This window comes from Isoptericola sp. MSGPD8_1_ISO-PGPR-S23-394, from assembly GCF_058072785.1.
The window spans coordinates 1,303,985-1,325,334 of sequence record NZ_CM176517.1 but is presented as its reverse complement, the minus strand read 5'-3'; the positions used below and the strand labels follow the sequence as shown (position 1 = coordinate 1,325,334).

23 protein-coding genes are annotated in these 21,350 nt (G+C 73.5%); 13 read left to right on the top strand and 10 right to left on the bottom strand.

What is annotated here, in order from left to right; translation table 11 throughout:
- Positions 1–152 precede the first annotated feature (152 nt).
- On the bottom strand, positions 153–935 hold the full coding sequence (locus tag AC3RJ8_RS05825; protein WP_489714975.1) for a fumarylacetoacetate hydrolase family protein: 783 nt from the start codon (positions 933–935) through the stop codon (positions 153–155).
- Between the two features lie 130 nt (positions 936–1,065).
- Here AC3RJ8_RS05825 and AC3RJ8_RS05820 point away from each other — a divergent pair, with 130 nt between their 5' ends.
- Positions 1,066–1,956, top strand: a complete 891-nt coding sequence (locus AC3RJ8_RS05820) for an Ltp family lipoprotein (RefSeq protein WP_489714974.1) — start codon at positions 1,066–1,068, stop codon at positions 1,954–1,956.
- Positions 1,957–1,976: 20 nt separating this feature from the next.
- On the opposite strand, the gene AC3RJ8_RS05815 is transcribed toward AC3RJ8_RS05820, so the two are convergent.
- Entirely contained in the window at positions 1,977–2,876 is a 900-nt protein-coding gene (locus AC3RJ8_RS05815; RefSeq protein WP_489715590.1) for a 3-methyladenine DNA glycosylase, read from the bottom strand.
- Positions 2,877–2,992: 116 nt separating this feature from the next.
- Here AC3RJ8_RS05815 and AC3RJ8_RS05810 point away from each other — a divergent pair, with 116 nt between their 5' ends.
- Positions 2,993–3,157, top strand: coding sequence for a hypothetical protein (locus AC3RJ8_RS05810; protein WP_407317180.1), 165 nt, complete (start codon positions 2,993–2,995; stop codon positions 3,155–3,157).
- A 55-nt stretch (positions 3,158–3,212) separates the two neighbouring features.
- Here the strand turns inward: AC3RJ8_RS05810 and AC3RJ8_RS05805 are convergent, their stop codons facing one another.
- A complete protein-coding gene (locus AC3RJ8_RS05805) occupies positions 3,213–4,346 on the bottom strand; it encodes a heparan-alpha-glucosaminide N-acetyltransferase domain-containing protein (RefSeq protein ID WP_489714973.1) in 1,134 nt (377 codons plus the stop codon).
- Positions 4,347–4,420: 74 nt separating this feature from the next.
- On the opposite strand from AC3RJ8_RS05805, the gene AC3RJ8_RS05800 reads away from it, so the two are divergent.
- Both AC3RJ8_RS05800 and AC3RJ8_RS05795 read left to right on the top strand, forming a co-directional pair.
- On the top strand, positions 4,421–5,389 hold the full coding sequence (locus tag AC3RJ8_RS05800; RefSeq protein WP_489714972.1) for a class I SAM-dependent methyltransferase: 969 nt from the start codon (positions 4,421–4,423) through the stop codon (positions 5,387–5,389).
- A gap of 116 nt (positions 5,390–5,505) precedes the next feature.
- Entirely contained in the window at positions 5,506–6,315 is an 810-nt protein-coding gene (locus AC3RJ8_RS05795; protein WP_489714971.1) for a hypothetical protein, read from the top strand.
- Between the two features lie 8 nt (positions 6,316–6,323).
- On the opposite strand, the gene AC3RJ8_RS05790 is transcribed toward AC3RJ8_RS05795, so the two are convergent.
- Positions 6,324–6,860 carry a CGNR zinc finger domain-containing protein gene (locus AC3RJ8_RS05790; protein WP_489714970.1) on the bottom strand — a complete coding sequence of 179 codons (537 nt, stop codon included), beginning with the start codon at positions 6,858–6,860 and terminating at the stop codon, positions 6,324–6,326.
- Between the two features lie 47 nt (positions 6,861–6,907).
- On the opposite strand from AC3RJ8_RS05790, the gene AC3RJ8_RS05785 reads away from it, so the two are divergent.
- The 5 genes from AC3RJ8_RS05785 (at position 6,908) to AC3RJ8_RS05765 (ending at position 12,950) form a co-directional block, all read left to right on the top strand.
- On the top strand, positions 6,908–7,867 hold the full coding sequence (locus tag AC3RJ8_RS05785; protein ID WP_489714969.1) for an EamA family transporter: 960 nt from the start codon (positions 6,908–6,910) through the stop codon (positions 7,865–7,867).
- 20 nt (positions 7,868–7,887) lie between these two features.
- Positions 7,888–8,631, top strand: coding sequence for a phosphotransferase (locus tag AC3RJ8_RS05780; protein ID WP_489714968.1), 744 nt, complete (start codon positions 7,888–7,890; stop codon positions 8,629–8,631).
- A gap of 130 nt (positions 8,632–8,761) precedes the next feature.
- Positions 8,762–9,487, top strand: a complete 726-nt coding sequence (locus AC3RJ8_RS05775; protein ID WP_489714967.1) for a lytic polysaccharide monooxygenase — start codon at positions 8,762–8,764, stop codon at positions 9,485–9,487.
- 111 nt (positions 9,488–9,598) lie between these two features.
- A complete protein-coding gene (locus AC3RJ8_RS05770; protein ID WP_489714966.1) occupies positions 9,599–12,334 on the top strand; it encodes a DEAD/DEAH box helicase in 2,736 nt (911 codons plus the stop codon).
- A 124-nt stretch (positions 12,335–12,458) separates the two neighbouring features.
- Entirely contained in the window at positions 12,459–12,950 is a 492-nt protein-coding gene (locus tag AC3RJ8_RS05765; protein ID WP_489714965.1) for a hypothetical protein, read from the top strand.
- 18 nt (positions 12,951–12,968) lie between these two features.
- Here AC3RJ8_RS05765 and AC3RJ8_RS05760 read toward each other — a convergent pair whose 3' ends face one another.
- The gene (locus tag AC3RJ8_RS05760) at positions 12,969–13,721 is read right to left on the bottom strand and encodes a sulfite exporter TauE/SafE family protein (RefSeq protein WP_489714964.1); all 753 of its coding nucleotides are present in this window, start codon (positions 13,719–13,721) and stop codon (positions 12,969–12,971) included.
- Between the two features lie 82 nt (positions 13,722–13,803).
- On the opposite strand from AC3RJ8_RS05760, the gene ybaK reads away from it, so the two are divergent.
- Together ybaK and AC3RJ8_RS05750 are read left to right on the top strand one after the other, a co-directional pair.
- A complete protein-coding gene (ybaK, locus tag AC3RJ8_RS05755; protein WP_489715589.1) occupies positions 13,804–14,298 on the top strand; it encodes a Cys-tRNA(Pro) deacylase in 495 nt (164 codons plus the stop codon).
- Between the two features lie 4 nt (positions 14,299–14,302).
- Complete coding sequence (locus AC3RJ8_RS05750) at positions 14,303–14,866, top strand: putative immunity protein (RefSeq protein ID WP_489714963.1); 564 nt, start codon at positions 14,303–14,305, stop codon at positions 14,864–14,866.
- Here AC3RJ8_RS05750 and AC3RJ8_RS05745 read toward each other — a convergent pair.
- Complete coding sequence (locus tag AC3RJ8_RS05745; protein WP_489714962.1) at positions 14,851–15,252, bottom strand: YccF domain-containing protein; 402 nt, start codon at positions 15,250–15,252, stop codon at positions 14,851–14,853. The two genes, AC3RJ8_RS05750 and AC3RJ8_RS05745, sit on opposite strands and share 16 nt — an antisense overlap.
- An 81-nt stretch (positions 15,253–15,333) precedes the next feature.
- Here AC3RJ8_RS05745 and AC3RJ8_RS05740 point away from each other — a divergent pair, with 81 nt between their 5' ends.
- Positions 15,334–16,080, top strand: a complete 747-nt coding sequence (locus tag AC3RJ8_RS05740; protein ID WP_489714961.1) for a YggS family pyridoxal phosphate-dependent enzyme — start codon at positions 15,334–15,336, stop codon at positions 16,078–16,080.
- Between the two features lie 6 nt (positions 16,081–16,086).
- Here the strand turns inward: AC3RJ8_RS05740 and lplB are convergent, their stop codons facing one another.
- Together lplB and cimA are read right to left on the bottom strand one after the other, a co-directional pair.
- Positions 16,087–17,175: a lipoate-protein ligase small subunit gene (lplB, locus tag AC3RJ8_RS05735; RefSeq protein WP_489714960.1), complete on the bottom strand. Its 1,089-nt coding sequence runs from the start codon at positions 17,173–17,175 to the stop codon at positions 16,087–16,089.
- 20 nt (positions 17,176–17,195) lie between these two features.
- The gene (gene cimA / locus AC3RJ8_RS05730) at positions 17,196–18,851 is read right to left on the bottom strand and encodes a citramalate synthase (protein ID WP_489714959.1); all 1,656 of its coding nucleotides are present in this window, start codon (positions 18,849–18,851) and stop codon (positions 17,196–17,198) included.
- Between the two features lie 299 nt (positions 18,852–19,150).
- Between cimA and AC3RJ8_RS05725 the strand changes: the two genes are divergently transcribed.
- Positions 19,151–19,717, top strand: a complete 567-nt coding sequence (locus AC3RJ8_RS05725; RefSeq protein WP_489714958.1) for a hypothetical protein — start codon at positions 19,151–19,153, stop codon at positions 19,715–19,717.
- On the opposite strand, the gene AC3RJ8_RS05720 is transcribed toward AC3RJ8_RS05725, so the two are convergent.
- Both AC3RJ8_RS05720 and AC3RJ8_RS05715 read right to left on the bottom strand, forming a co-directional pair.
- Positions 19,692–20,093, bottom strand: coding sequence for a hypothetical protein (locus AC3RJ8_RS05720; RefSeq protein ID WP_489714957.1), 402 nt, complete (start codon positions 20,091–20,093; stop codon positions 19,692–19,694). The genes AC3RJ8_RS05725 and AC3RJ8_RS05720 overlap by 26 nt on opposite strands.
- Positions 20,094–20,105: 12 nt before the next feature.
- Positions 20,106–21,239 carry a branched-chain amino acid aminotransferase gene (locus AC3RJ8_RS05715; RefSeq protein WP_489714956.1) on the bottom strand — a complete coding sequence of 378 codons (1,134 nt, stop codon included), beginning with the start codon at positions 21,237–21,239 and terminating at the stop codon, positions 20,106–20,108.
- Between the last annotated feature and the right edge of the window lie 111 nt (positions 21,240–21,350).

The following is a 21,350-nucleotide window of genomic DNA, read 5'->3' as shown; positions in this document are numbered from 1 at the left end:
TGAGCTCCCCGGAGCGGTAGAGGTCGACGGTGTGCTGCGGCAGGACGGTCAGGCCGGCACGCCGGTACCGGCGTGCCGCGACGCGGGCCGCTCGGGCGCCGAAGACCCGGTCGTAGCCCTGCGGCTCGCAGCACCCCGGCACGGTGGCCGCCTCAGTCGCGGCGCACCACGGGGTTGGCGAGCACGCCGATGCCCTCGACCTCGCACTCGACCCGGTCACCATGGTCGACGATGCCCACCCCGGCCGGGGTGCCGGTGAGCAGCACGTCGCCGGGCAGGAGCGTCATCGCCTTCGACGCGTACGAGACCAGGTGGTCGACGTCGAAGATCATCTCGCTGGTCCGCCCGTCCTGCTTGAGCTCGCCGTTGACGCGCGAGCGCACCCCGACGTCCTCGGCGTCCAGGTCGGTCTCGATCCAGGGCCCCAGCGGGCAGGAGGTGTCGAAGCCCTTGGCCCGCGCCCACTGGTCGTCGGTGCGCTGGGCGTCCCGAGCCGTGACGTCGTTCGCCACGGTGTAGCCCAGGACGTAGGCCCGGGCGTTCTCCGGCTCGACGTCCTTGCACACCCGCGACACGACGACGGCGAGCTCGGCCTCGTACGAGACCTCGCGGGTCCAGTCGGGCAGCACGACGGGGTCGTCGGGGCCGACGACGGAGGTGTTCGGCTTGAGGAAGAGCAGCGGCGACGTCGGCGGCTCCCCACCCATCTCGCGGACGTGGTCGAGGTAGTTGCGCCCCACGGCCACGACCTTGGAGCGCGGGATCACCGGCGCGAGCAGCCGGACGCCGTCGCCGAGCTCGATCCGCTCCCCCGTCGGCATGGCCGGCATGGAGAGCGGGTCGCCGCTCAGCACGGCCAGGTAGGTGGTGTCCCCCTCGGTCTGCACGAAGGCGAAGCGGGGGTCGTCGCCGGTGGTGAATCTCGCGATGCGCACGGGTCCAGGCTAACCGGACCACGGGCCGGCACCGGGATACCGACATTTCACCCGCGGCGGTCCGCCGGTCGCCGGCGCCGGGTCGGTACTCTGCAGCGTTCCCGACCTCCTCCCTGACGAAGGACCCTGCATGAGCACGCCCTCGCACGACGCACCGACCCCGCCGGACCGGCTCGCCGCACCCGCCCCGTACACCGAGGGCGCCCCGTACACCGACGGTGCCCCGGCAGCGCCGTACGCAGGGTCGGCCTACCCCGGCTCCCCCACGCCGCCTCCCGGGCAGCCGCCGGTGCCCGGCCCGTACGGTCCGCAGCCGCCGCGACCGGCGTCCGAGCGGAAGGGTCTGGCGATCACGGCGCTCGTGCTCGGCATCGTCGCCCTGCTCGGCTGCTGGATCCCGTTCCTCAACGTCGGGTCGATCCTGATCGGTCTGGTCGGCGTCGTGCTCGGCATCGTCGGGGCCGTCAAGGCCGCCAAGGGCACCGCCGGCGGCAAGGTGATGGCGATCGTCGGCACGGTGCTGTCCGCGCTGGCGATCGTGCTCTCGATCGTCGTCTCCGTGGCCACCGCCTCCTTCGTGTCCACGGCCGTCGACGAGCAGACCGCGGTGCTCGAGCAGAGCCTCGAGGAGGCCGGGGTCGACCCGGAGGAGCTGGAGGCCCTGACGTCGGACGAGGTCGTCGACGCGATCACCGAGGAGGACCCCGCCGAGGAGGAGGCCCTGCCGGACGAGAGCGCCGGTCAGCAGAACGCCCGCGAGAGCGCACGGTCCTACCTGGACTACACGGCCTTCTCGAAGTCCGGTCTGGTCGAGCAGCTCGAGTACGAAGGGTTCTCGACCGCGGACGCCGAGTACGCCGTCGGCGCCGTCGAGGTGGACTGGAAGGAGCAGGCCGCGCTGAGCGCCGCCTCCTACCTCGAGCACACGTCGTTCTCCCGCTCCGGGCTCATCGGGCAGCTGGAGTTCGAAGGGTTCACCACCGAGCAGGCCGAGCACGGGGCCGACGCGGCAGGCCTGTGAGCCATCCCAGGGGCTGAGCGCTACGCGCCGCCGGCGAGCACGGTGCCGGACAGCCCCGTGCCGGCCAGCACGGCGTCGCACACGTCGAGCAGCCGGGCGCGCAGCCCCTGGGCGCGCTCGGCGAAGCCTCGCTGGCGGCGCACGTACTCCGCCTTGCCCTCCGGCGACTCGATCGTCACCGCCTCGACGCCGTACGACGAAACGTCGTAGGGGGACGCCGCCATGTCGGTGTACCGGATGTCGCGCGCCAGCTCGAACGCGTCCAGCAGGAGCTCGCCGGGCACCGCCGGGCCCAGCTTCAGCGCCCACTTGTACAGGTCCATGTTCGCGTGCAGGCATCCCGGCTGCTCCATCGCGACCTGGCGCTCACGGGTCGGACGCAGCTGGTTGACCTCGCGGGCCTCCGGGGTGAAGAACCGGTAGGCGTCGACGTGCGAGCACCCGACCCGGTGCGACTCCACGACGGCGTCCGTCCCGTCGTGCCCGAGGCGCAGGGGCAGCGGATGGCGTCGGTCGCGCCCGGCCGCCGCGTCGCGGTAGACCATCGCCCACTCGTGCAGGCCGAAGCACCCGAACGTCCCCGGACGGGCCGCCGTCGCGCCGACCAGCGCACGCACGTACCGCACCGCGTCGCCACGGTCGGCGAGGAACGCCGCGACGTCGAGCGTGGCACCGGTGGCGCCGTCGGGCAGCGCCACGGTGCGGTACCACCGCCAGGACGCGTGCTCGTGCGCGTCCGCCAGCACCCGACCAGGGCCTGGGTGCCAGCGGCGCAGGTGGCTGATCCGGGTGGGGTAGTAGGTGAACAGGAAGTCCTCGATCGCGTGCTTCTCGCCCCGGTCGCGAGCCGCCCGCCAGACGGCCGTCAGGGCGTCCGCGCGCGCGGCGTGCGTCGCGGCCCGGCCGGACCACCCGGGCACGACGCCGCCACCGGGCGCGCGCTCGGCGGCTCGCTCGGGGGCGGTGGGGGCGGGACCTGTCACCCGGCCAGGGTAGGCAGCGAGACGTATGATCGAAGGGACGGGAGGTGGTGACCATGGCCACCATCGGGACGCAGTCGGACCTCGAGCCGGAGCAGGACGGCGTCAAGCCCACGCCGCACGTGCCCCAGGACACCTGGATCCAGCAGCACGGCCCTGCTGTCGGGCTGCTCGTGGGCCTGTCGGCCCTGATGTGGACGCTGCTGCGGTACGCCGGCTGAGAACGCGCCACGTCCACGCAGGCGGACGTCACGGCGTCGGCCCGGGCGCGGTGTCTCAGGCGGCCGGGCGGTCGGTCCTCGGCGGCGGGGCGGTGCGCCGCGCGACGGCGGCGAGCACGCGTTCGAGCGGTCCGCGCCCGAGCACGGCTCGCCAGGCGGTCGCCGCGACGAGCGTCACCAGGGCCAGGAGGAGCAGCGGCCCGTTGGTGGTCGAGCCCACGAGGTCCCACCACCAGATCGCGACGACCTGCAGCGAGTACACCGTCAGGGCCATCGAGCCGACCGCCGCCAGCGGCGCGAGGGCCCAGACCCCCACGCGCCGGGCGTAGAGGCACGCGCCGAGCACGGCGACGGCGAACCCGCCGGAGCCGAGCACCTCGAAGAACGTGTCGTGGTGGGGCCCCGCCCGGGAGAGGTCCCCGGCGGGCGACCCCGGTGCGAACCGCTCCAGGAGCCAGGCCGAGGCGAGGTAGCCGACGGCCGTGGCGGCCAGCCCGCCGCGCACGAGCCACCCCCGCAGCCGGGCCGAGCCCAGGTCGCAGCGCCCGATCGCCATCCCAGCGAGGACGTAGGCCATCCACACCACGGCCGGGTAGTGACCGGTCAGCAGGAAGTCCGTCACGGCACCCGACCCGTCGCGGGGCGCCCGGAGCCCGGCGGCCGCCAGCAGCTGCGGGCCCCAGTACGCGAGCGGCGGTCCCGCGACGGCCACCACGGCGGCGGCCAGCGCCAGCCGGCGGGGACCCCAGCGCAGGAACGGCAGCGCCAGCACGAAGTAGCCGGCGTAGAAACCGAGGATGAGGAGCACGCGGGTACCGAGCAGGTCGAGGAGAGCGACGAGCGCCAGCAGGAGCACCGCCCGGACGAGCAGCCGTGCCCGGGCGTGCACCAGCGCGTCACCCGCCAGCGGGCGCGGACCGCCGGTGACGATGCCGAGCGAGACGCCCGCGACGAGGGCGAACAGGACGGACGAGCGGCCGTCGGCGATCGCGAGCCATGCCGTCGACCCCTCCGCGACACCCACGTGGGCCGCGAACATGCCCAGGACGGCGAGACCGCGCGCGACGTCGACGCCCACAACCCGCCGGTCCCCGCCCCGCAGGCGTTGCCCGGCACGTCGCAGACGAGGTGCGCGACGCCGGACCGTGGCGGGTGCGCCGTCGGCCGGGGCGCCGTCGTCGGAGGTCATGCGCCGATGATCCCGCAGCGTCCGGCTCGTGAGAACAGGGTGTCTCGGCGCGGCGCGATGACTAGGTTGTGCTCATGAGCGATCAGTCGATGGAGTCCGAACCCGAGTTCCCGGACGCACCCAGCTTCGGCAGCCCGTCGGACGGACCGAACGGCAGCGCCTCCGACGAGCCGCACGGCGCGGCGCTCTCCGACGCGATCGAGGCCCCGAGCACCCACCAGACGGTGCCGAGCCAGGAGTCCGAGTCCTACACGCACGGGCACCACGAGTCCGTGCTGCGTGCCCACCGGGCGCGGACCGCGCAGAACTCGGCGGGCTTCCTGCTCCCCCACCTGCGCGACGACATGCACGTCCTGGACGTCGGCTGCGGGCCGGGCACCGTCACCACCGACCTCGCCCGCATCGTCGCGGGCGGGCACGTGGTGGGGGTCGACGCGTCCGAGACGGTGCTCGACGCGGCCCGCTCGCACGCCGAGGCTCTCGGCGCCGGCAACGTCCGCTTCCAGCAGGCCAACGCCTACGAGCTCCCGTTCGACGACGACACCTTCGACGTCGTCTACGCCCACCAGCTCCTGCAGCACCTGTCCGACCCCGTCGCCGCGCTGCGCGAGATGAAGCGCGTCGCCAAGCCAGGCGGTCTCGTGGCGGTACGGGACGCGGACTACGCGGCCATGGCCTGGTACCCCGAGTCGGCGGGACTGACCGAGTGGAACACGCTCTACCACGAGGTGACGCACGCCTACGGGTTCGAGCCGGACGCCGGGCGCCGGCTCTTCTCCTGGGTGCTCGACGCCGGGTTCGACGTCGCCGGGACCGTGCCGAGCGCGTCGTCGTGGTGCTACGCGACGCCCACGGACCGCGAGTGGTGGGGTCAGCTCTGGGCGGAGCGCTGCGTCGAGTCGAACTTCGCCGGCCAGGCGGTCGAGTCGAACCTGGCCGACGACGTCGCCCTCGAACAGCTCGCGCAGGACTGGCTCACCTGGGCGCACTCGCCGGACGGCTGGTTCGCGATCCTGCACGGAGAGGTGCTCACCCGCGCCTGAGCGCCCTGCGGCCCGGACGTGGTCGGCCCCGTGCTCGGCGTGTATCACCGCGCCGTCCGACGCCTCCCTCCTGGGTAGGAGCCCGCCGCGCGGCGAGCCTGGGGAGATGACCTGCCATGGGTTTCGGGAGCGCGTTCAAGAAGGTCGCCAGGAAGGCCACCGGTGCGGCCAGGAAGGCCGGGGGCGGTGCCCGGCGTGCGGCCCGCAGCGTCCGCAAGGGAGCGGGCTCGGTCGCGTCCGGCGGCGTCAACGTCGTCAAGGAGACGGCGAACCGCGCTGTGGGGCTGCCGGAGGCGGCACTCGGCGCGATGGGCGTGCGGCCGATGAAGAAGCTCCGGCTGCGGGTGGTCGTCCTCGCGGGCACCGACGGCACCCCCGTGACCGGGGCGTCGCCCGCTCTCGCGCGCGAGCGGGTCCGCGAGGCCGTCGAGGTCGCCGACGAGCTCTTCCGGCGCGAGGCCCGCTTCCGGCTCGTCCCGGCCGGGCGCCGCTTCGTCACCGTGGACTCCGAGCCTGCACCGGCACCCGCCCGTCGGGTCCGGTGCGACGCCGGAGCGATGCGTGACGACCTCACGGAGGCCGGGAAGTACTTCCGCGGACGCGCCGCGAGCAATCTCGTCGGCACCGTGACCGGTGCGGGGGCTCCGTTGACGGCGTTCGTCGTCGAGGACGTGGTGGGCAAGGCCGGGTGCTCGCTGGGCCCGCTCACCGACTACGTCACCCTCGACGACGGCGGGCTGGGCACGCGCCGCACCCTCGCCCACGAGATCGGCCACGCCCTGGGACTGCCGCACACCGGTGGTGCGGGCGGCGTCCTCTCCGGGGACAGCGCCACGAACCTCATGACGTCCTCCGGGCACGGCGACGACCTCAACGACCGCCAGGTGCTGACGATGCGGAACTCACGCCACGTCACCCTGCTGTGAGCGGCGCTTCATCGCGACGCCCGTCGCGCCCGGTGCGCGGCCTGGGCGTTGCGGTTGGTGCAGGTGGTCGAGCAGTACCGGCGGGACCGGTTGCGGGAGAGGTCGAGGACGATGCCGTCGCAGCCCGGGTCGGCGCACACGGCGAGCCGGGAGGTCTGGCCGGAGCGCACCACGTCGACCATCGCCATCGCGGTCTCGGCGAGGACCCGGTGGGCCAGCGGGGCGTCGTCGTCCACGGCGTGCAGGTGCCAGTCCTCGTGCTCGTGGCGGACCAGGCGGGGCACGGCGCCCACCTCGGCCAGCATCGAGTTGACGATCGCGGCGACGTCGTCGCGATCGGCCAGGAGCAGCTCGCGCAGGCGCGGCGCGAGGGCGAGGACGTCGGCGAGCTCCGTCGCGGTGCGGTCGTGGCGACCGGTGTACCCGTGCCGGTCGAAGAACTCGTCGAGGTCGGCCACGGAGGTGACGGTGCGGGGCGGCTCGACGGCGTTGACGAGCTCGGTCGCCGACTGCAGCGCACCCGCGGTGTCATGAGTGAAAAGCATGTTGACACGTTATCAACCGGCTCGTACTGTCATGAGCCATGGACCGCATGACGACTGACGTCGCCGCCGGACGTCCGGCCACCAGCACCGGGCTGATCCTCGCCGTGGTCTCGGCCGTCAGCTTCAGCCTCTCCGGGCCGCTCGCCGGAGCCCTGTTCGACACCGGATGGACCCCCGGCGCGGTCGTGCTCGTCCGGGTCGCGACCGGCGCCCTGGTCGTCCTGCCTCTCGGCCTCCGCGCGCTACGGGGCGACCGCGGCGCCGTGCGCCGCAACGCCCGCCTGATCGTCGTCTACGGCGCGCTCGGCGTCGCGGCCACGCAGTTCTGCTACTTCGCCGCCGTGCAGCACATGCAGGTCGGGCCCGCGTTGCTCATCGAGTACTCGGCGCCCGTCGCCGTCGTCGTCTGGCTCTGGCTGCGCCACGGCCAACGGCCCGCACGGATCACGCTCGGCGGCATCGCCCTCGCGGTCGGCGGGCTCGTGCTGGTCCTCGACCTCGCGGGCGCACGCCTCTCCGTCGTCGGGACCGCCTGGGCCCTGGGAGCCATGGTGGGCGCGTCGGTCTACTTCCTCCTCAACGCCCGCGCGGACGCCGGGTTGCCCCCGCTGAGCCTCGCGGCAGGTGGCCTGACCGTGGGTGCCGCCGTGCTCGGGCTGCTCGCGGCCGTCGGCCTGCTGCCGGTGGCCGCGTCCACGCAGCCGGTCGCGCTCGGCGGCGCCTCGCTGCCCTGGTGGAGCGTGCTCGCCGTGCTCGGTCTGGTGACCGCCGGGGTCGCGTACGTCACCGGCATCGCCGCGGGCCGTCGGCTCGGCGCCCGGCTCGCCGCCTTCATGGGGCTGCTCGAGGTGCTCAGCGCCGTGCTGCTCGCCTGGTTCCTGCTCGACGAGCTCCCCAGCCCGGTGCAGCTCACCGGTGGTGTGCTGGTGCTCGCCGGCGTCGTCGTCGTCCAGCAGGGCGAGGCCGCGGCGGCGCGCCGGACGGCCTCGCTCGCCGCAGCCGCCTGACGTCGGCGAGGATGCACCGCATGGACCGCCCCCTCGCCGCCGCCCCGACCGACCCGGTGACCGTGCCGCGCGTCGTCCGGGCGCTCGCCGGAGACGACGACGTCACCCCGGTCTGGCGCAACCAGCTCGGCGGGCTCACCTTCCGGCTCACGGGCGCCGCCGGCACCCGCTACGTCAAGCACGTGGCGGCCGGGACTCCCGAGCTCGACCTGCACGCCGAGGCCGAGCGCCTCTCCTGGGCCTCGCGCTACACCGCCGTACCCCGCGTGCTCGGCCGCGGCCACGACGAGGACGGCTCGTGGCTCGCGACCGCCGCGCTGCCCGGGCGTTCCGCCGTCGACCCCGTCTGGCTGGCCCGCCCCGAGGCCGCCGCTCGCGCGATCGGAGCCGGCCTGCGGGCCCTGCACGACTCCCTCCCGGTGGACGCGTGCCCGTTCTCCTGGAGCGCCGGGGAACGGATCGCCCGGCTGGACGGCGCCGCGCGCGACCAGGTGGGCCAGGTCCCCGCCGTGGACCGTCTCGTGGTCTGCCACGGCGACGCCTGCGCCCCCAACACGCTCGTGGCCGACGACGGCGCACCGGCCGGGCACGTCGACCTCGGCACGCTCGGGGTGGGCGACCGCTGGGCGGACCTCGCCGTCGCGAGCATGAGCCTGGGGTGGAACTACGCCGGCGACGTGGAGGCGGCCTTCTTCGCGGCGTACGACGTGGCCCCCGACCCCGGACGGATCGCGTTCTACCGGGCCCTCTGGAACCTGGGCTGACGAGCCGGGCGTCGGTACGCGGGATCCCGTAGGCGGCGTGGGGCCCACGGCGGTTTCCCCTGATGTGCAGGTCGTATGCCTCGGTCTACCGTCGAATTTGTCCAGATACCTGACGAACAGGAGATGCACGATGCGATGGCGCACAGCACTCGTCACCACCGTCACCGGGCTGGTGGCGCTCCTCGCCCCCCTGGCAGTGGCCCCCACGGCCGCCGCCCACGGCTGGGTCACCAACCCGCCCAGCCGCCAGGACCACTGCAGCACCGGCAACCTGTCGTTCGACTGCGGCGGCCTGCAGTACGAGCCGCAGAGCGTCGAGGCCCCGAAGGGCTCGATGCAGTGCTCCGGCGGCAGCGGTTTCGACATCCTCGACGACGAGAGCAAGCCCTGGCCCCGCACCACCATCGACTCCTCGGTGACGATGCGGTGGCAGCTCACCGCGATGCACGCCACCAGCACCTGGGAGTACTTCGTGGACGGTGTGCTGCACCGCACGTTCGACGACGGCGGCGCGCGACCCGGAGCCGTCGTCGAGCACACGCTCGACAGCCTGCCGGCCGGTGATCACACGATCCTCGCCCGGTGGAACGTCGCCGACACGGCCATGGCGTTCTACGCCTGCGTCGACGTGACGGTCGGCGGCGACGGGGGCGGCACGGACCCCGACCCGGACCCGACGCCGGACCCGGACCCCGGTGACTGCGAGACCGCGGCCTGGGACCCGGCAGCGGTCTACCTCAACGGTGACCAGGTCTCCCACGACGGCCGCACCTACCAGGCGAAGTGGTGGACCCGCGGCGAGGACCCGTCGTCCGCCGGCCAGTGGGGCGTCTGGAGCGACCTCGGCGCCTGCTGACCGCGGCCCCTCCGAGTTCGGCACGTCGTGCGCTGTTCGGCAGCTGGAGCTGCCGAACAGCGCACGACGTGCCGAACCACGGACCGTGAAGGCCTGGGACAATGGGCCGCGATGACTGCCACCGACGCCCCTGCCCCCTCCACCGTCCCGCGTCCCGCCGGCACCCTGCTGCCGTTCCTGCCGGCCCCCACGGGCAAGGCGCCGGACCCGGACGTACTGTTCGAAGGCTTCGGCGAGTGGGCGGCGTCGACGGGCCGGACCCTCTACCCCCACCAGGAGGAGGCGCTGCTCGAGCTCATGACGGGCTCGCACGTCGTCCTGGCCACGCCGACCGGCTCCGGCAAGTCGATGGTGGCGATGGGCGCGCAGTTCGCGGCGCTGGCCGCCCGGCGCTCCGGGCTCGGCGGGCGGACCTACTACACCGCACCGCTGAAGGCGCTGGTCAGCGAGAAGTTCTTCGACCTGGTCGCGGCGTTCGGCTCGCGCAACGTCGGCATGATGACCGGCGACAGCGCGGTCAACGCGGACGCGCCGATCATCTGCTGCACCGCGGAGATCCTCGCCAACCTCGCGCTGCGCCGGGGCGCCGGCACGCCGGGCGAGGAGGACTTCATCGCTCAGGTCGTCATGGACGAGTTCCACTACTACGGCGACCCCCAGCGCGGGTGGGCCTGGCAGGTGCCGCTGCTGGAGCTGCCGCACACGCAGCTCCTGCTGATGTCGGCCACGCTCGGCGACACCACCCGCCTGCGCGAGGACCTGGCGGAGCGCACCGGGCGCGAGGTGGCCGAGGTCGCCGACGCCGAGCGCCCCGTGCCGCTGACGTTCTCCTACGTCCAGGACCCGCTGCCCGAGGTCATCGAGGAACTCGTCACCACCCACCGCGCCCCGGTCTACGTGGTGCACTTCACGCAGAAGGACGCCGTGGACCGCGCGCAGGCGCTGCTGAGCACCAAGCTCTCCTCCAAGGAGGAGAAGGCTGCCATCGCCGCCGAGATCGGGGCGTTCCGGTTCGGCACCGGCTTCGGCAAGGTGCTCAGCAAGTACCTGCGTGCCGGGGTCGGGGTGCACCACGCCGGCATGCTGCCGAAGTACCGGCGCCTCGTCGAACGCCTCACGCAGCGTGGCCTGCTGAAGGTGGTCTGCGGGACCGACACCCTCGGCGTCGGTATCAACGTGCCCATCCGCACCGTGCTCCTGACCTCCCTCGTGAAGTTCGACGGCGAACGGATGCGGCACCTCACGGCGCGGGAGTTCCACCAGATCTCCGGACGGGCCGGACGGGCCGGCTACGACACCCTCGGCGAGGTCCTCGTCATGGCTCCCGAGCACGTCATCGAGAACCGCAAGGCCGTCGCCAAGGCCGGCGACGACCCGAAGAAGCTCAAGAAGCTCGTCCGCAAGAAGGCGCCGGCCGGCTCGGTGAACTGGACCGACTCCACCTTCGAACGCCTGCGCGACGCGCCGCCGGAACCGCTGGCCAGCCAGTTCACCGTCAACCACGCGATGGTGCTCAACGTGCTCGCCCGCACCCGCGACTCGCACGACTCCGCCGGGTCCGGCACCGTCGACCCCGTGGAGGCGATGCGCCACCTGCTCACCGCGAACCACGACACCGACGCCCAGCAGGCGGCTCACGTGCGCCAGGCGCTACGCATCTACCGGTCGCTGCGGGTCGCGGGCGTCGTCGAGAAGGTCCGCGTCCCGGACCCGACGCGACCGGCGGGCTACCGCCCCAGCGTCCGGCTCGAGGTCGACCTCCCCCGTGACTTCGCCCTCAACGCCCCGCTGTCCCCGTTCGCCCTGGCGGCGATGGACCTGCTCGACGTGGACTCCCCCACGCACGCTCTCGACGTCGTCTCCGTCATCGAGGCCACCCTCGACGACCCGCGCCAGATCCTCTACGGGCAGCAGCGCAAGGCCCGCGGCGAGGCCGTCGCCGAGATGAAGGCCGAGGGCATCGAGTACGACGAGCGCATGGAGCTGCTCGAGGAGGTCACCTGGCCACGGCCGCTCGCGGACCTGCTCGAACCGGCGTTCGCCCAGTACAAGCAGTCCAACCCGTGGGTCGCGGGCGCCGAGCTCGCCCCGAAGTCCGTGGTGCGGGACATGCTCGAGCAGGCGATGACGTTCGCCGAGCTCGTCAGCGTCTACGGGCTCGAGCGCACCGAGGGCGTGGTGCTGCGGTACCTCGCCGACGCGTTCCGGGCGACCCGGCAGGTGGTCCCGGAGGAGCACCGCACCGAAGACGTCCTCGAGGTCGTCGAGTGGCTCGGCGAGCTCGTGCGCGGGGTCGACTCGTCGCTGCTGGACGAGTGGGAGCGGCTGCAGAACCCCGTGGACGACGACGCCGACGCCGTCGCGGAGGGCGAGCTCGCCGAGGCCGGCGCCGAGGCGCCCGCCCGCCCGGTCACCGGCAACCCCCGGTCCTTCCGCCGCCTGGTGCGCAATGCCATGTTCCGCCGCGTCGAGCTGGCCGCCCGCGAGGACTACGACGCGCTCGAAGCCCTCGACAAGACGTCCGGCTGGGACGGTGACGCGTGGGCGGACGCGCTGGAGGACCTCTTCGAGACCCAGGGCGACGACGCCATCGGTTTCGGTGCGAACGCCCGCGCCAGCGCCCTGCTCACGCTGCGGGAACCGGGTGCCGAGCTGCCGGCCGGCGCGACGACGTCGGACGGCGAGCACCTCACGACCGTCCCCGCCGGGTCGTGGTGGGTCCGGCAGGTGCTCGACGACGCCGACGGCGACCGCGACTGGGCGATCACCGCCCTGGTCGACCTGGCGGCGAGCGACGAGGCCGGCGCGCCGGTCGTGCGCATCGTCCACGTCGGGCGTCTCGCGTAGCACGTCCCGAAGGCCCCGAAGGTCACGAAGGTCCCTGTCGTCGGCAGCGGGTTGCGGGCGCAACCGGTCCGCCGTTCAATAGCCTCAGAGGGGATCACCTCGCTCGACACGTCGGGGGGCAGCCATGGACAGCTCGACCACCCTGTGGATCGTCATCGCGCTCGTCGCCGTGATCCTGCTCGCGATCCTCGTCTGGTTCCTGGTGCGCCGGTCGCGGACCGTCTCGGCGAAACGGCACGAGGCCGAGCAGGCGAAGGCGGCCCAGCTGCGTCGTGACGCCGAGCGCGAGCGCATCGCGGTGCAGGAGCGTGAGGCGTCGGCCGAGAAGCTCGATGCCGAGGCACGGCTGCAGCAGGCCGAGGCCGATCGCAAGGCCGCCGAGGCGGCGCGGCTCCAGCAGGAGGCCCAGGACCGCAGCGCGAAGGTCGGCGAGAGCCGGGCCGACGTCGAGGAGCGCCTGCGCCGCGCCGACGAGCTCGACCCCGAGCACCGGGCCACCACCGGGACCGTCCGCATCGACGACACCGACCAGGAGCACCGTCCCGAGCACCGCGCCGACGCGCCGCCGGACAACCACGGCGACCGCACCGACCGCGAGGGTCGCCACCACACGTGAGCGCCCGGGCGCCCGCCGTCACAGGCCCGTGAGCCCCCGGGTCAGCGTCGCCAGCCCGCCGACGTAGGCGAGCACGATGAGCACCCGGCGGGTGGCCTCGGCGGACACCCGCGGGGCGAGCACCTCGCCGATCGCGAGCCCGCCGACGATGGCCACCATCAGCAGCACCCACTCCCACGGCGCCATGGTCGGGAACGACGCGTCGGCGAGCACCAGCTTGGCCACGAGGGCCGCGACGGCGTTCGCGACGAAGAACGGCTGCGCGGTGGCGGCGAACTGTCGGGGGTCCCAGCCGCTGAGCACGGCGTAGACCGCGACCGGCGGCCCCCCGATCCCCGCGGCGACCGAGCCGATGCCGCTGGCCGTCCCCGTCACGGCCAACGGCCAGCCCGCCGCGGCGTCCACGGGGTGCCGGTCCTCGCGGCGCAGGCGGGTGGTGACGACCGCCAGGGTCATCGCGGCGATGATGAACAGCCCGATGGTGACCTCGAGGGCCGGGGCGCTGACGTCCCGCAGGAGCAGCGCGGCAGGCACCGTGACGACGAACGACGACGTCACGAGCCAGGCGAACTTGCGCCACTCCACGTCCCGGACCACCCGTCCGAGGATCAGCGCCGAGGCGATGGCGCCGGCCAGGTTCACGAAGAGCACGCCTTCCAGCGGCCCGACGATCAGCACGATGAACGGGCCGGCGACCAGCCCGAACCCCATCCCCGTCACCCGTTGGAGGATCCCGCCGACGAGGATCGCGAGGACGAGGAGGGTGAGCACGGCCACCACCGTACGCCGCACGGGCCGCGGGACCGTGCTCGACGGCGGTGCGCGGGGTGCGAGATCGGGCACACTGGGCGTCGTGGCCCGGAAGAAGACCGCGCGCGGCGCGACCCCTGCTGTCAGCCTGCTGGAGCGGGCGGGCGTGCCGCACGGCGTCCACCCGTACGACCACGACCCGTCGAGCGAGCTCAGCTACGGCGACGAGGCGGCGCACGCGCTCGGCGTCGCGCCGTCCCAGGTGTTCAAGACGCTCCTGGCGGACGTCGACGGCACGCTCGTGGTCGCCGTCGTGCCCGTCACCGGCTCCCTGGACCTCAAGGCCCTGGCGCGCGCCGTGGGCGGCAAGCGGGGCGCGATGGCGGACGTGGCCCGGGCCGAACGGGCGACCGGGTACGTGGCCGGCGGCATCTCGCCGCTGGGCCAGCGCTCCCGGCACCGCACGGTGGTGGACACCACCGCGGAGGGCTTCGACGTCGTCTACGTCTCGGGCGGGCGCCGCGGGCTCGACGTCTCGCTGACCCCCGGGGACCTGGTGCGGCTCACCGACGCGACGTGCGCGACGATCGGTCGCTGAGCCGGTGGACGCTCCCCGCCCCGTGGACTCGCTGACCCTCGACGACCTCCGCACGATCACGGCCTACGGGGCCGCCCGGGCGAGGACGGTGCTGCACCACTTCACCCGTGCCCGGCCCGACGACGTCAGGGTGATGGACGCGCTCCGCGCCGCCGACGAGTTCAGCCAGGGCGCTCCGCGCCGAGCGACGCTCCGGTCGGCCGCCTGGGCCGCGCACCGCGCGGGACAGGAGGCCGGTGCGACACCAGCCCGAGAGGCCGCACGCGCTGCGATGAGCGCCGCGGCCGCCGCCTTCCTGCATCCGCTGGCCCGGCCCCACCAGATCAAGCACATCCTCGGGGCGGCCGCCCACGCGGCCTACGCCGTCGAGCTCGCGGAGGGTCCCGCCGCCGGCTCCGCACACCTGGTCCCCTCCCGGGAGCTGGCAGGAGCCCTCGTCCGTGCCGTCCTGCTCCGCTACCCCGTGGCCCCGCCGGGTGGCGGGCGGGTCGGTGAGCTGGTGCGGGCGCTGGACGAGGCGGTGCGTCGCCCCGCGCCACCGGGCACGCCGCTTCAGGCCCGCTGGTAGGTCGGGTACCGCGCGTCGCTGGGGACGATCTCCTTGCCCAGGGGAAGCAGGGAGATCGGGATCATCTTGAGGTTGGCGATCGCCAGCGGGATGCCGATGATCGTGATCGCCTGGGCGACCGCGGTGACCACGTGGCTGATGGCCAGCCAGATCCCGGCGACGACGATCCAGACGATGTTGCCCAGCACCGACCAGCCGCCGGCACCCGGCTTGTCCACCACGGTGCGCCCGAACGGCCACAGTGCGTACCCGGCGATCCGGAACGACGCGATACCCCACGGGATGGTGACGATGAGGACGCAGCAGATGATGCCCGCGGCGGCGTAGCCGAGCGCGAGCACGAGCCCTCCGAAGACGAGCCAGATGACGTTGAGCAGTGCCTTCACGCCTCCCATCGTCCCACCACCGGCGTCGGTACGGGATCCGGGGACACCCTGAGCGGACCCCGGCGTTCGTAGACTGGCCCCATGCCCTCCCTCCACGACCGGCTCGCCGCGGTGCGCGCGCGGGTCGACGCCGCCGCGACCGCCGCGGGCCGCGACCCCTCCGAGGTCCGGGTCCTGCTCGCGACCAAGACTCAGGACGCCGGGACGGTGCTGGCCGCCGTCGCTGCCGCGACCGACCTGGCCGCCTCCCGCGGGGACGACGGCGCGGTGCTCCTCGGGGAGAACCGCGTCCAGGAGCTCGTCGCGAAGGCCCCCGACCTCGCCGGGCTCGTCTCGGCAGGCCGGGTCGAGGTGCACATGATCGGCAACCTGCAGCGCAACAAGATCAACCAGATGCTGCCGACGGTGACCGGTCTGGAGACGGTCGACCGGGCGGAGCTCGCCGACGCGGTCGCGCTGCGAGCGGGCCGCGCGGGCCGCACCCTCGACGTCATGGTCCAGGTCAACGTCTCCGGCGAGGAGAGCAAGTCCGGGTCGGCGCCGACCGAGGCCGCCGCGCTCGCCCGGCACGTCGCCACGCTCGACGGGCTGCGGCTCACCGGGTTCATGACGATCGGTGCCCGCAGCCACGACGAGGCCGAGGTCCGCGCCGGGTTCACCCGGCTGCGCTCCCTCCGTGACGAGGTGGTGGCCTCCGGCGCCCCGGGCACGGCCGGCGCCCGCGAGCTGTCCATGGGGATGTCCGGCGACCTCGAGCTCGCCGTGACCGAGGGCGCGACGATCGTCCGCGTGGGGACCGGGGTCTTCGGGGACCGTCCACCGGTCTGAGGCCGCTCAGGGCACCCGGTGGATCCACTCCGGGGTCGCGAACTTGGTCCGGACCAGCTCCTCGGCCCGCTCCCGCTCCTCCGGCCGCAGCGCGGACTCCTGGGTCTTGTACTGCTCGGCGAAGTACCGCGCGAAGGCGTCGACGACGTCGTCGCGCGCCATCCCGGTCTGCGAGCGCAGGGGGTCCACCCGCTTGTTGGCGCTGCGCGTGCCCTTGTCGGACATCTTCTCGCGGCCGATCCGCAGCACCTCGAGCATCTTGTCGGCGTCGATGTCGTAGGCCATCGTCATGTGGTGCAGCACTGCTCCCCCGGCGAGCCGCTTCTGGGCGGACCCCGCGATCTTGCCGGCCGGTGAGGCGACGTCGTTCATCCCCGCGAACGAGGCCTCGACGCCGAGCTCGGCCAGCGCGCCGAGCACCCACGAGTCCAGGAACGCGTACGAGTCCTCGAAGCTCATGCCGTCCACCAGGGACCCCGGCACCACGAGCGAGAACGTCACGCAGTTGCCTGCCTCCATGAACATCGCTCCCCCGCCGGAGATGCGCCGCACCACGGTGACGTCGTGGCGGGCGACGCCGTCGTCGTCGATCTCGTTGCGGTACGACTGGAAGGAGCCGATGAACACCGCCCGCTCGTCCCAGTCCCAGAACCGCAGCGTGGGCCCGCGCCGTCCTTCGGCGAGCTCTTGGGTGAGCACCTGGTCCAGCGCCGCGAGCGTCCGGGGCGGCAGCGGGCCGGGCCGGAGCACCTCGAAGGTGTGCTGGTCCCACGTGGTGGCCAGGCCGAGGGCGCGGCGCACAGCGACGGCGACCGCCCGGGCGTCGAACCCGACCATGGCCACCGGGCCGGCCAGGGTCCCGGCCCGCTGCGCCGCGTCGAGCGCCTCGGTCACCACCCGGGCGAGCTCGCCCGTGGACGTCGACGACGCCAGCCCGGTCAGCGCGGCGTCGATGACGCCCAGCGCCTCGTCGGGCTCCAGGAAGAAGTCCCCGCTGAGCCGGACGTCGGTCAGGACGCCCGGGTCCGACGAGGTGTCGACGTCGAGGTCGACCGCCACGAGCTTGCCGCCGGAAACCTTGTACTCACCATGCACCCGGCCAGCCTAGCGGCGGTTCACCGAGGATCGACGCCCGCGTGGACCAGGCCGTAGACGTGCGCGTCGATGAGCGCCTCCCACGCGGCCTCGATGATGTTGGGCCCGACCCCGACGGTCGACCAGGTGTGGTGCCCGTCGGTGGTCTCGACCAGGACGCGAGTGGTGGCGTCGGTGCCGTGCTCGGCGTCGAGGATGCGCACCTTGAAGTCGACGAGGTCGAACTTCTCGATCTGCGGGTAGACGCGAGTGAGCGCGTGCCGCAGCGCCTGGTCGAGCGCGTTGACGGGACCGTTCCCCTCCCCCGTGACCACGATGCGCTCACCGCCGGCGTGCAGCTTCACGGTGGCCTCGGCCAACGCCTCGGCGTCACGACGGTCGGCGTCCGGCTGCCCACCGGCCCGGCCGCCCGACGTCTCGACGATCGCGCGCCAGGACTCGATGCGGAAGTAGTGCGGCCGCCCGCCGGTCAGCTCCTCGCGCAGGATCAGCTCGAAGGAGGCGTCGGCGGCGTCGAAGGTGTAGCCCTGCGCCTCCGCCTCCTTGACCCGGTTCGTCACCCGGGTCAGCAGCTCGCCTTGACCCGCCAGGTCGAAGCCGAGCTCTCGGCCCTTGAGCTCGATGGAGGCGCGGCCGGCCATGTCCGAGACGAGCATGCGCATGTCGTTGCCGACCGCGGTCGGGTCGATGTGCTGGTAGAGGTCCGGGTCGACCTTGATCGCGCTGGCGTGCAGACCGGCCTTGTGGGCGAAGGCGCTCGCCCCCACGTACGGCTGGCGGGCGTAGGGCGCGATGTTGGTGATCTCGGCGACCGCGTGGGCGATCCGCGTCGAGTCGGCGAGCCCGTCGCCGGGCAGGGTGGAGATCCCGTTCTTCAGGGCCAGGTTCGCCACGACCGCCACCAGGTCCACGTTGCCGGTCCGCTCGCCGTAGCCGTTCACCGTCCCCTGGACGTGCGCGCAGCCCGCGTCGACGGCGGCGAGCGTGTTGGCGATCGCGCACCCGGAGTCGTTGTGCGCGTGGATCCCGAGCAGGCTGTCGCCGGGCAGGGCGTCGCGGCCGTGCGCCATCCCGAGCGTCTCGCGCAGCTCGGCGACGGTGTCCGCGACCCAGCTCGGCAGCATGCCGCCGTTGGTGTCGCACAGGGCGACCACCTCGGCGCCCGCCTCGAAGGCGGTCCGCACGGCCGCCGTCGTGTACGCCGGGTCGAACCGGTAGCCGTCGAAGAAGTGCTCCGCGTCCACCACGACCCGGCGCCCCTCACCCACCAGGAACTCCACGGTGTCGCGGATCATCGCCAGGCCCTCGTCCGGCGTCGTGCGCAGGGCACGCTCGACGTGCCGGACGTCGGACTTGGCCACGAGCGTCACCACCGGCGCCTCGGAGTCCACCAGGGCGCGCACCTGCGGGTCGTCCCAGGCCCGGGTGGCGGCCTTGCGCGTCGCGCCGAACGCCGCCAGGACGGCGTTGCGCAGCTCGACCTCCTTGGCGGCACGCCGGAAGAACTCGGTGTCCTTCGGGATCGCCCCCGGCCACCCGCCCTCGATGAAGCCCACACCCAGCTCGTCGAGCAGGGGCGCGATCGCGAGCTTGTCCGCGACGGAGAGGTTCATCCCCTCCTGCTGCGCACCGTCGCGCAGGGTGGTGTCGTACACGTGGAACGGGGCGGCGGCCATCGGTGGCTCCCGTGGGGCTCGGTGCGGGCACAGATCTGGACAACAAAAAAGACCCCCCGGGTACGGAAGGTCTGCGCGTCCGGTCAGGTGGACCGGACGCGCTAGCTAATGCGGCAGGAGCAGCGGTGGTGGGGCTGCCGTGCGTGAGTCATGCCTCACATAGTGCCACAGTCGACCTACGAGGTCACCGACCGTCCGCGTCCTGGACCGGTCGATCCACGCCGGTACGGGGTGTCCGCGAGGTGTGCAGGGACCAGATGTGGTCGGCTAGGGCTGTCGACGACACGAGGAGGACGACGGTGAGCGATCCCCAGCGGCCCTACGGCGCGCAGGACCCCACGCAGCGTCAGGAGCCGGTGCACCCGGGCGAGCAGCCCCCCAGCGTCTTCCCGCCCCCCGGCCAGGCGTCCTGGGAGCCGACCGAGCCCGCCGGACCACCACGCCCCCGGCTCGACGCCGGGCGCTACTGGGCCGGTGCCGCGGCGACCGTCCTGGTGTGCGCGCTCCTCGGGTTCGCCGCCTCGGTCATCTTCGACGAGGTCTTCGACATCGGCCTGTACCCGCCGCCGGACGCGATCGGCGTCGGCGACCACGCCTCGTGGGCCGGTGCCGGAGCCCTGTTCGCCCTGCTGGCGGCCGTGGTGCTGCACCTGCTGGTCGTGGTCGCGCCACGGCCCGACATGTTCTTCCACTGGCTGGTGGGCCTGACCGCCGTGATCCTCGCGGTCCTGCCGTTCACCGGGCGACCGGACCCGTTGGCCGCGGCCATGACCGCCCTGGTGTGGATCGTCCTCGGGATCGCGGTCTCCTCGATGCTCGGGAGTGTCCTGGGCCGCACGCTCAACCGGCCGGCCGAGACCATGTGACGGCGCGCTCGGCGGCGTCCGGGGCGAGCCGCTCCACCAGGCGGACGCCCTCGGCGTCCAGCTCGTCGCGCAGCGCCGCGGTGAGGTCGGGCGCGGTGGCGGTCGACGTGACCGCGAGCGTCGCCCGATCGCCGTCGACGTCGAGGGCCCAGGTCCCCACGACCCGACCGTCGACCCAGCAGGCGTCGTCGAGGTCGGTGGTCGACGTCCCCGCCCGGCGCGCCCACAGCGCCGTGGACGGCATGCCCGGATGCTGGGCCTGCAGTCCGCCGGCGGCACCGACCATCTCCGCGACCGTGCCCTCCGCGCGGGCGAGGAGGTGCTGGCGGGCCCACGACGTCCGGCCGAGCTCCGCCGTCGTGAGCTGCGCCGTCACGGCCGCTCGCCCTCAGGCCAGGCGACGCATCCAGCCGTGCCGGTCCTCGGCGCGGCCGTACTGGATGTCGGTCAGCTCGGTGCGGATCTGCATGGTCAGCTCCCCGGGCTCGCCGTCGGCGACCGTGTGGTCGAACGTGCTCCCGGCGAGCCTGCCGATCGGCGTGACGACGGCGGCGGTGCCGCAGGCGAAGACCTCGCGCACGGTGCCGTCGGCGAGCCCGGCGACGATCTCGGCCAGCGGGATCCGGCGCTCGACGACGTCCCGGTCGCGGTCCGCGACGAGACGCAGGATCGAGGACCGGGTCACGCCCTCAAGGATCGAGCCGGTGAGCTCGGGCGTGTGCACGCTGCCGTCGGCCATGACGACGAACACGTTCATGCCGCCGAGCTCTTCGAGGTAGTGGTTCGTGGCGGCGTCGAGGAAGCACACCTGGTCGCAGCCGTTCTCCTGCGCCTGGGTCTGCGGCAGGAGGCTCGCGGCATAGTTGCCCCCGCACTTGGCGTCGCCCGTGCCGCCGGGGCCGGCGCGGTGGTAGTCCTCGGCGACCCAGATCGACACGGGCTTGACCCCGCCGGCGAAGTAGGGGCCGACCGGCGAGGCGATGCAGAGGTACTCGACCTCGGCGGCCGGCCGCACCCCGAGGAACGCCTCGGAGGCGAACATGAAGGGCCGCAGGTAGAGGCTGGAGTCCTCGCCGCCGGGGACCCACGCGAGGTCGGTCCGCACCAGCGCGGCGATGGACCCGATGAAGTCGTCGACGGAGAGCGCCGGCAGGGCCAGCCGGTGCGCGGACCGGGCGAACCGGGCCGCGTTCGCGTCCGGACGGAAGGTCCACACGGAGCCGTCGGCGTGCTTGTACGCCTTCATCCCCTCGAAGATCTCCTGCGCGTAGTGCAGGACGGCGGTCGCCGGGTCGAGCTGCAGCGGCCCGTACTTCTCGATCCGTCGGTCCAGCCAACCGGTGTCGCGACGCCAGGTGACGCGCGCCATGTGGTCGGTGAAGACCGTCCCGAAGCGCGGTGCGGCGAGCGCGGCCTCGCGCTCGTCGTCAGGCGTCGGGGCGTCGGACTGCTCGACGTCGAACAGTGCGACGAGGTCCTCGAGCTCGGCGGGGAGGATGGCGGAACTGTCGGTGCTGGTCATGTCTGCGGGACCCTTTCACGAACGGACCTTCGTAGTCTTCCACGGCTGGGGCGCCGTGACCTACGCGAGCACCGGTCCGATCCGGGAAGGATGGCCCTGCGGCCCCTCCCC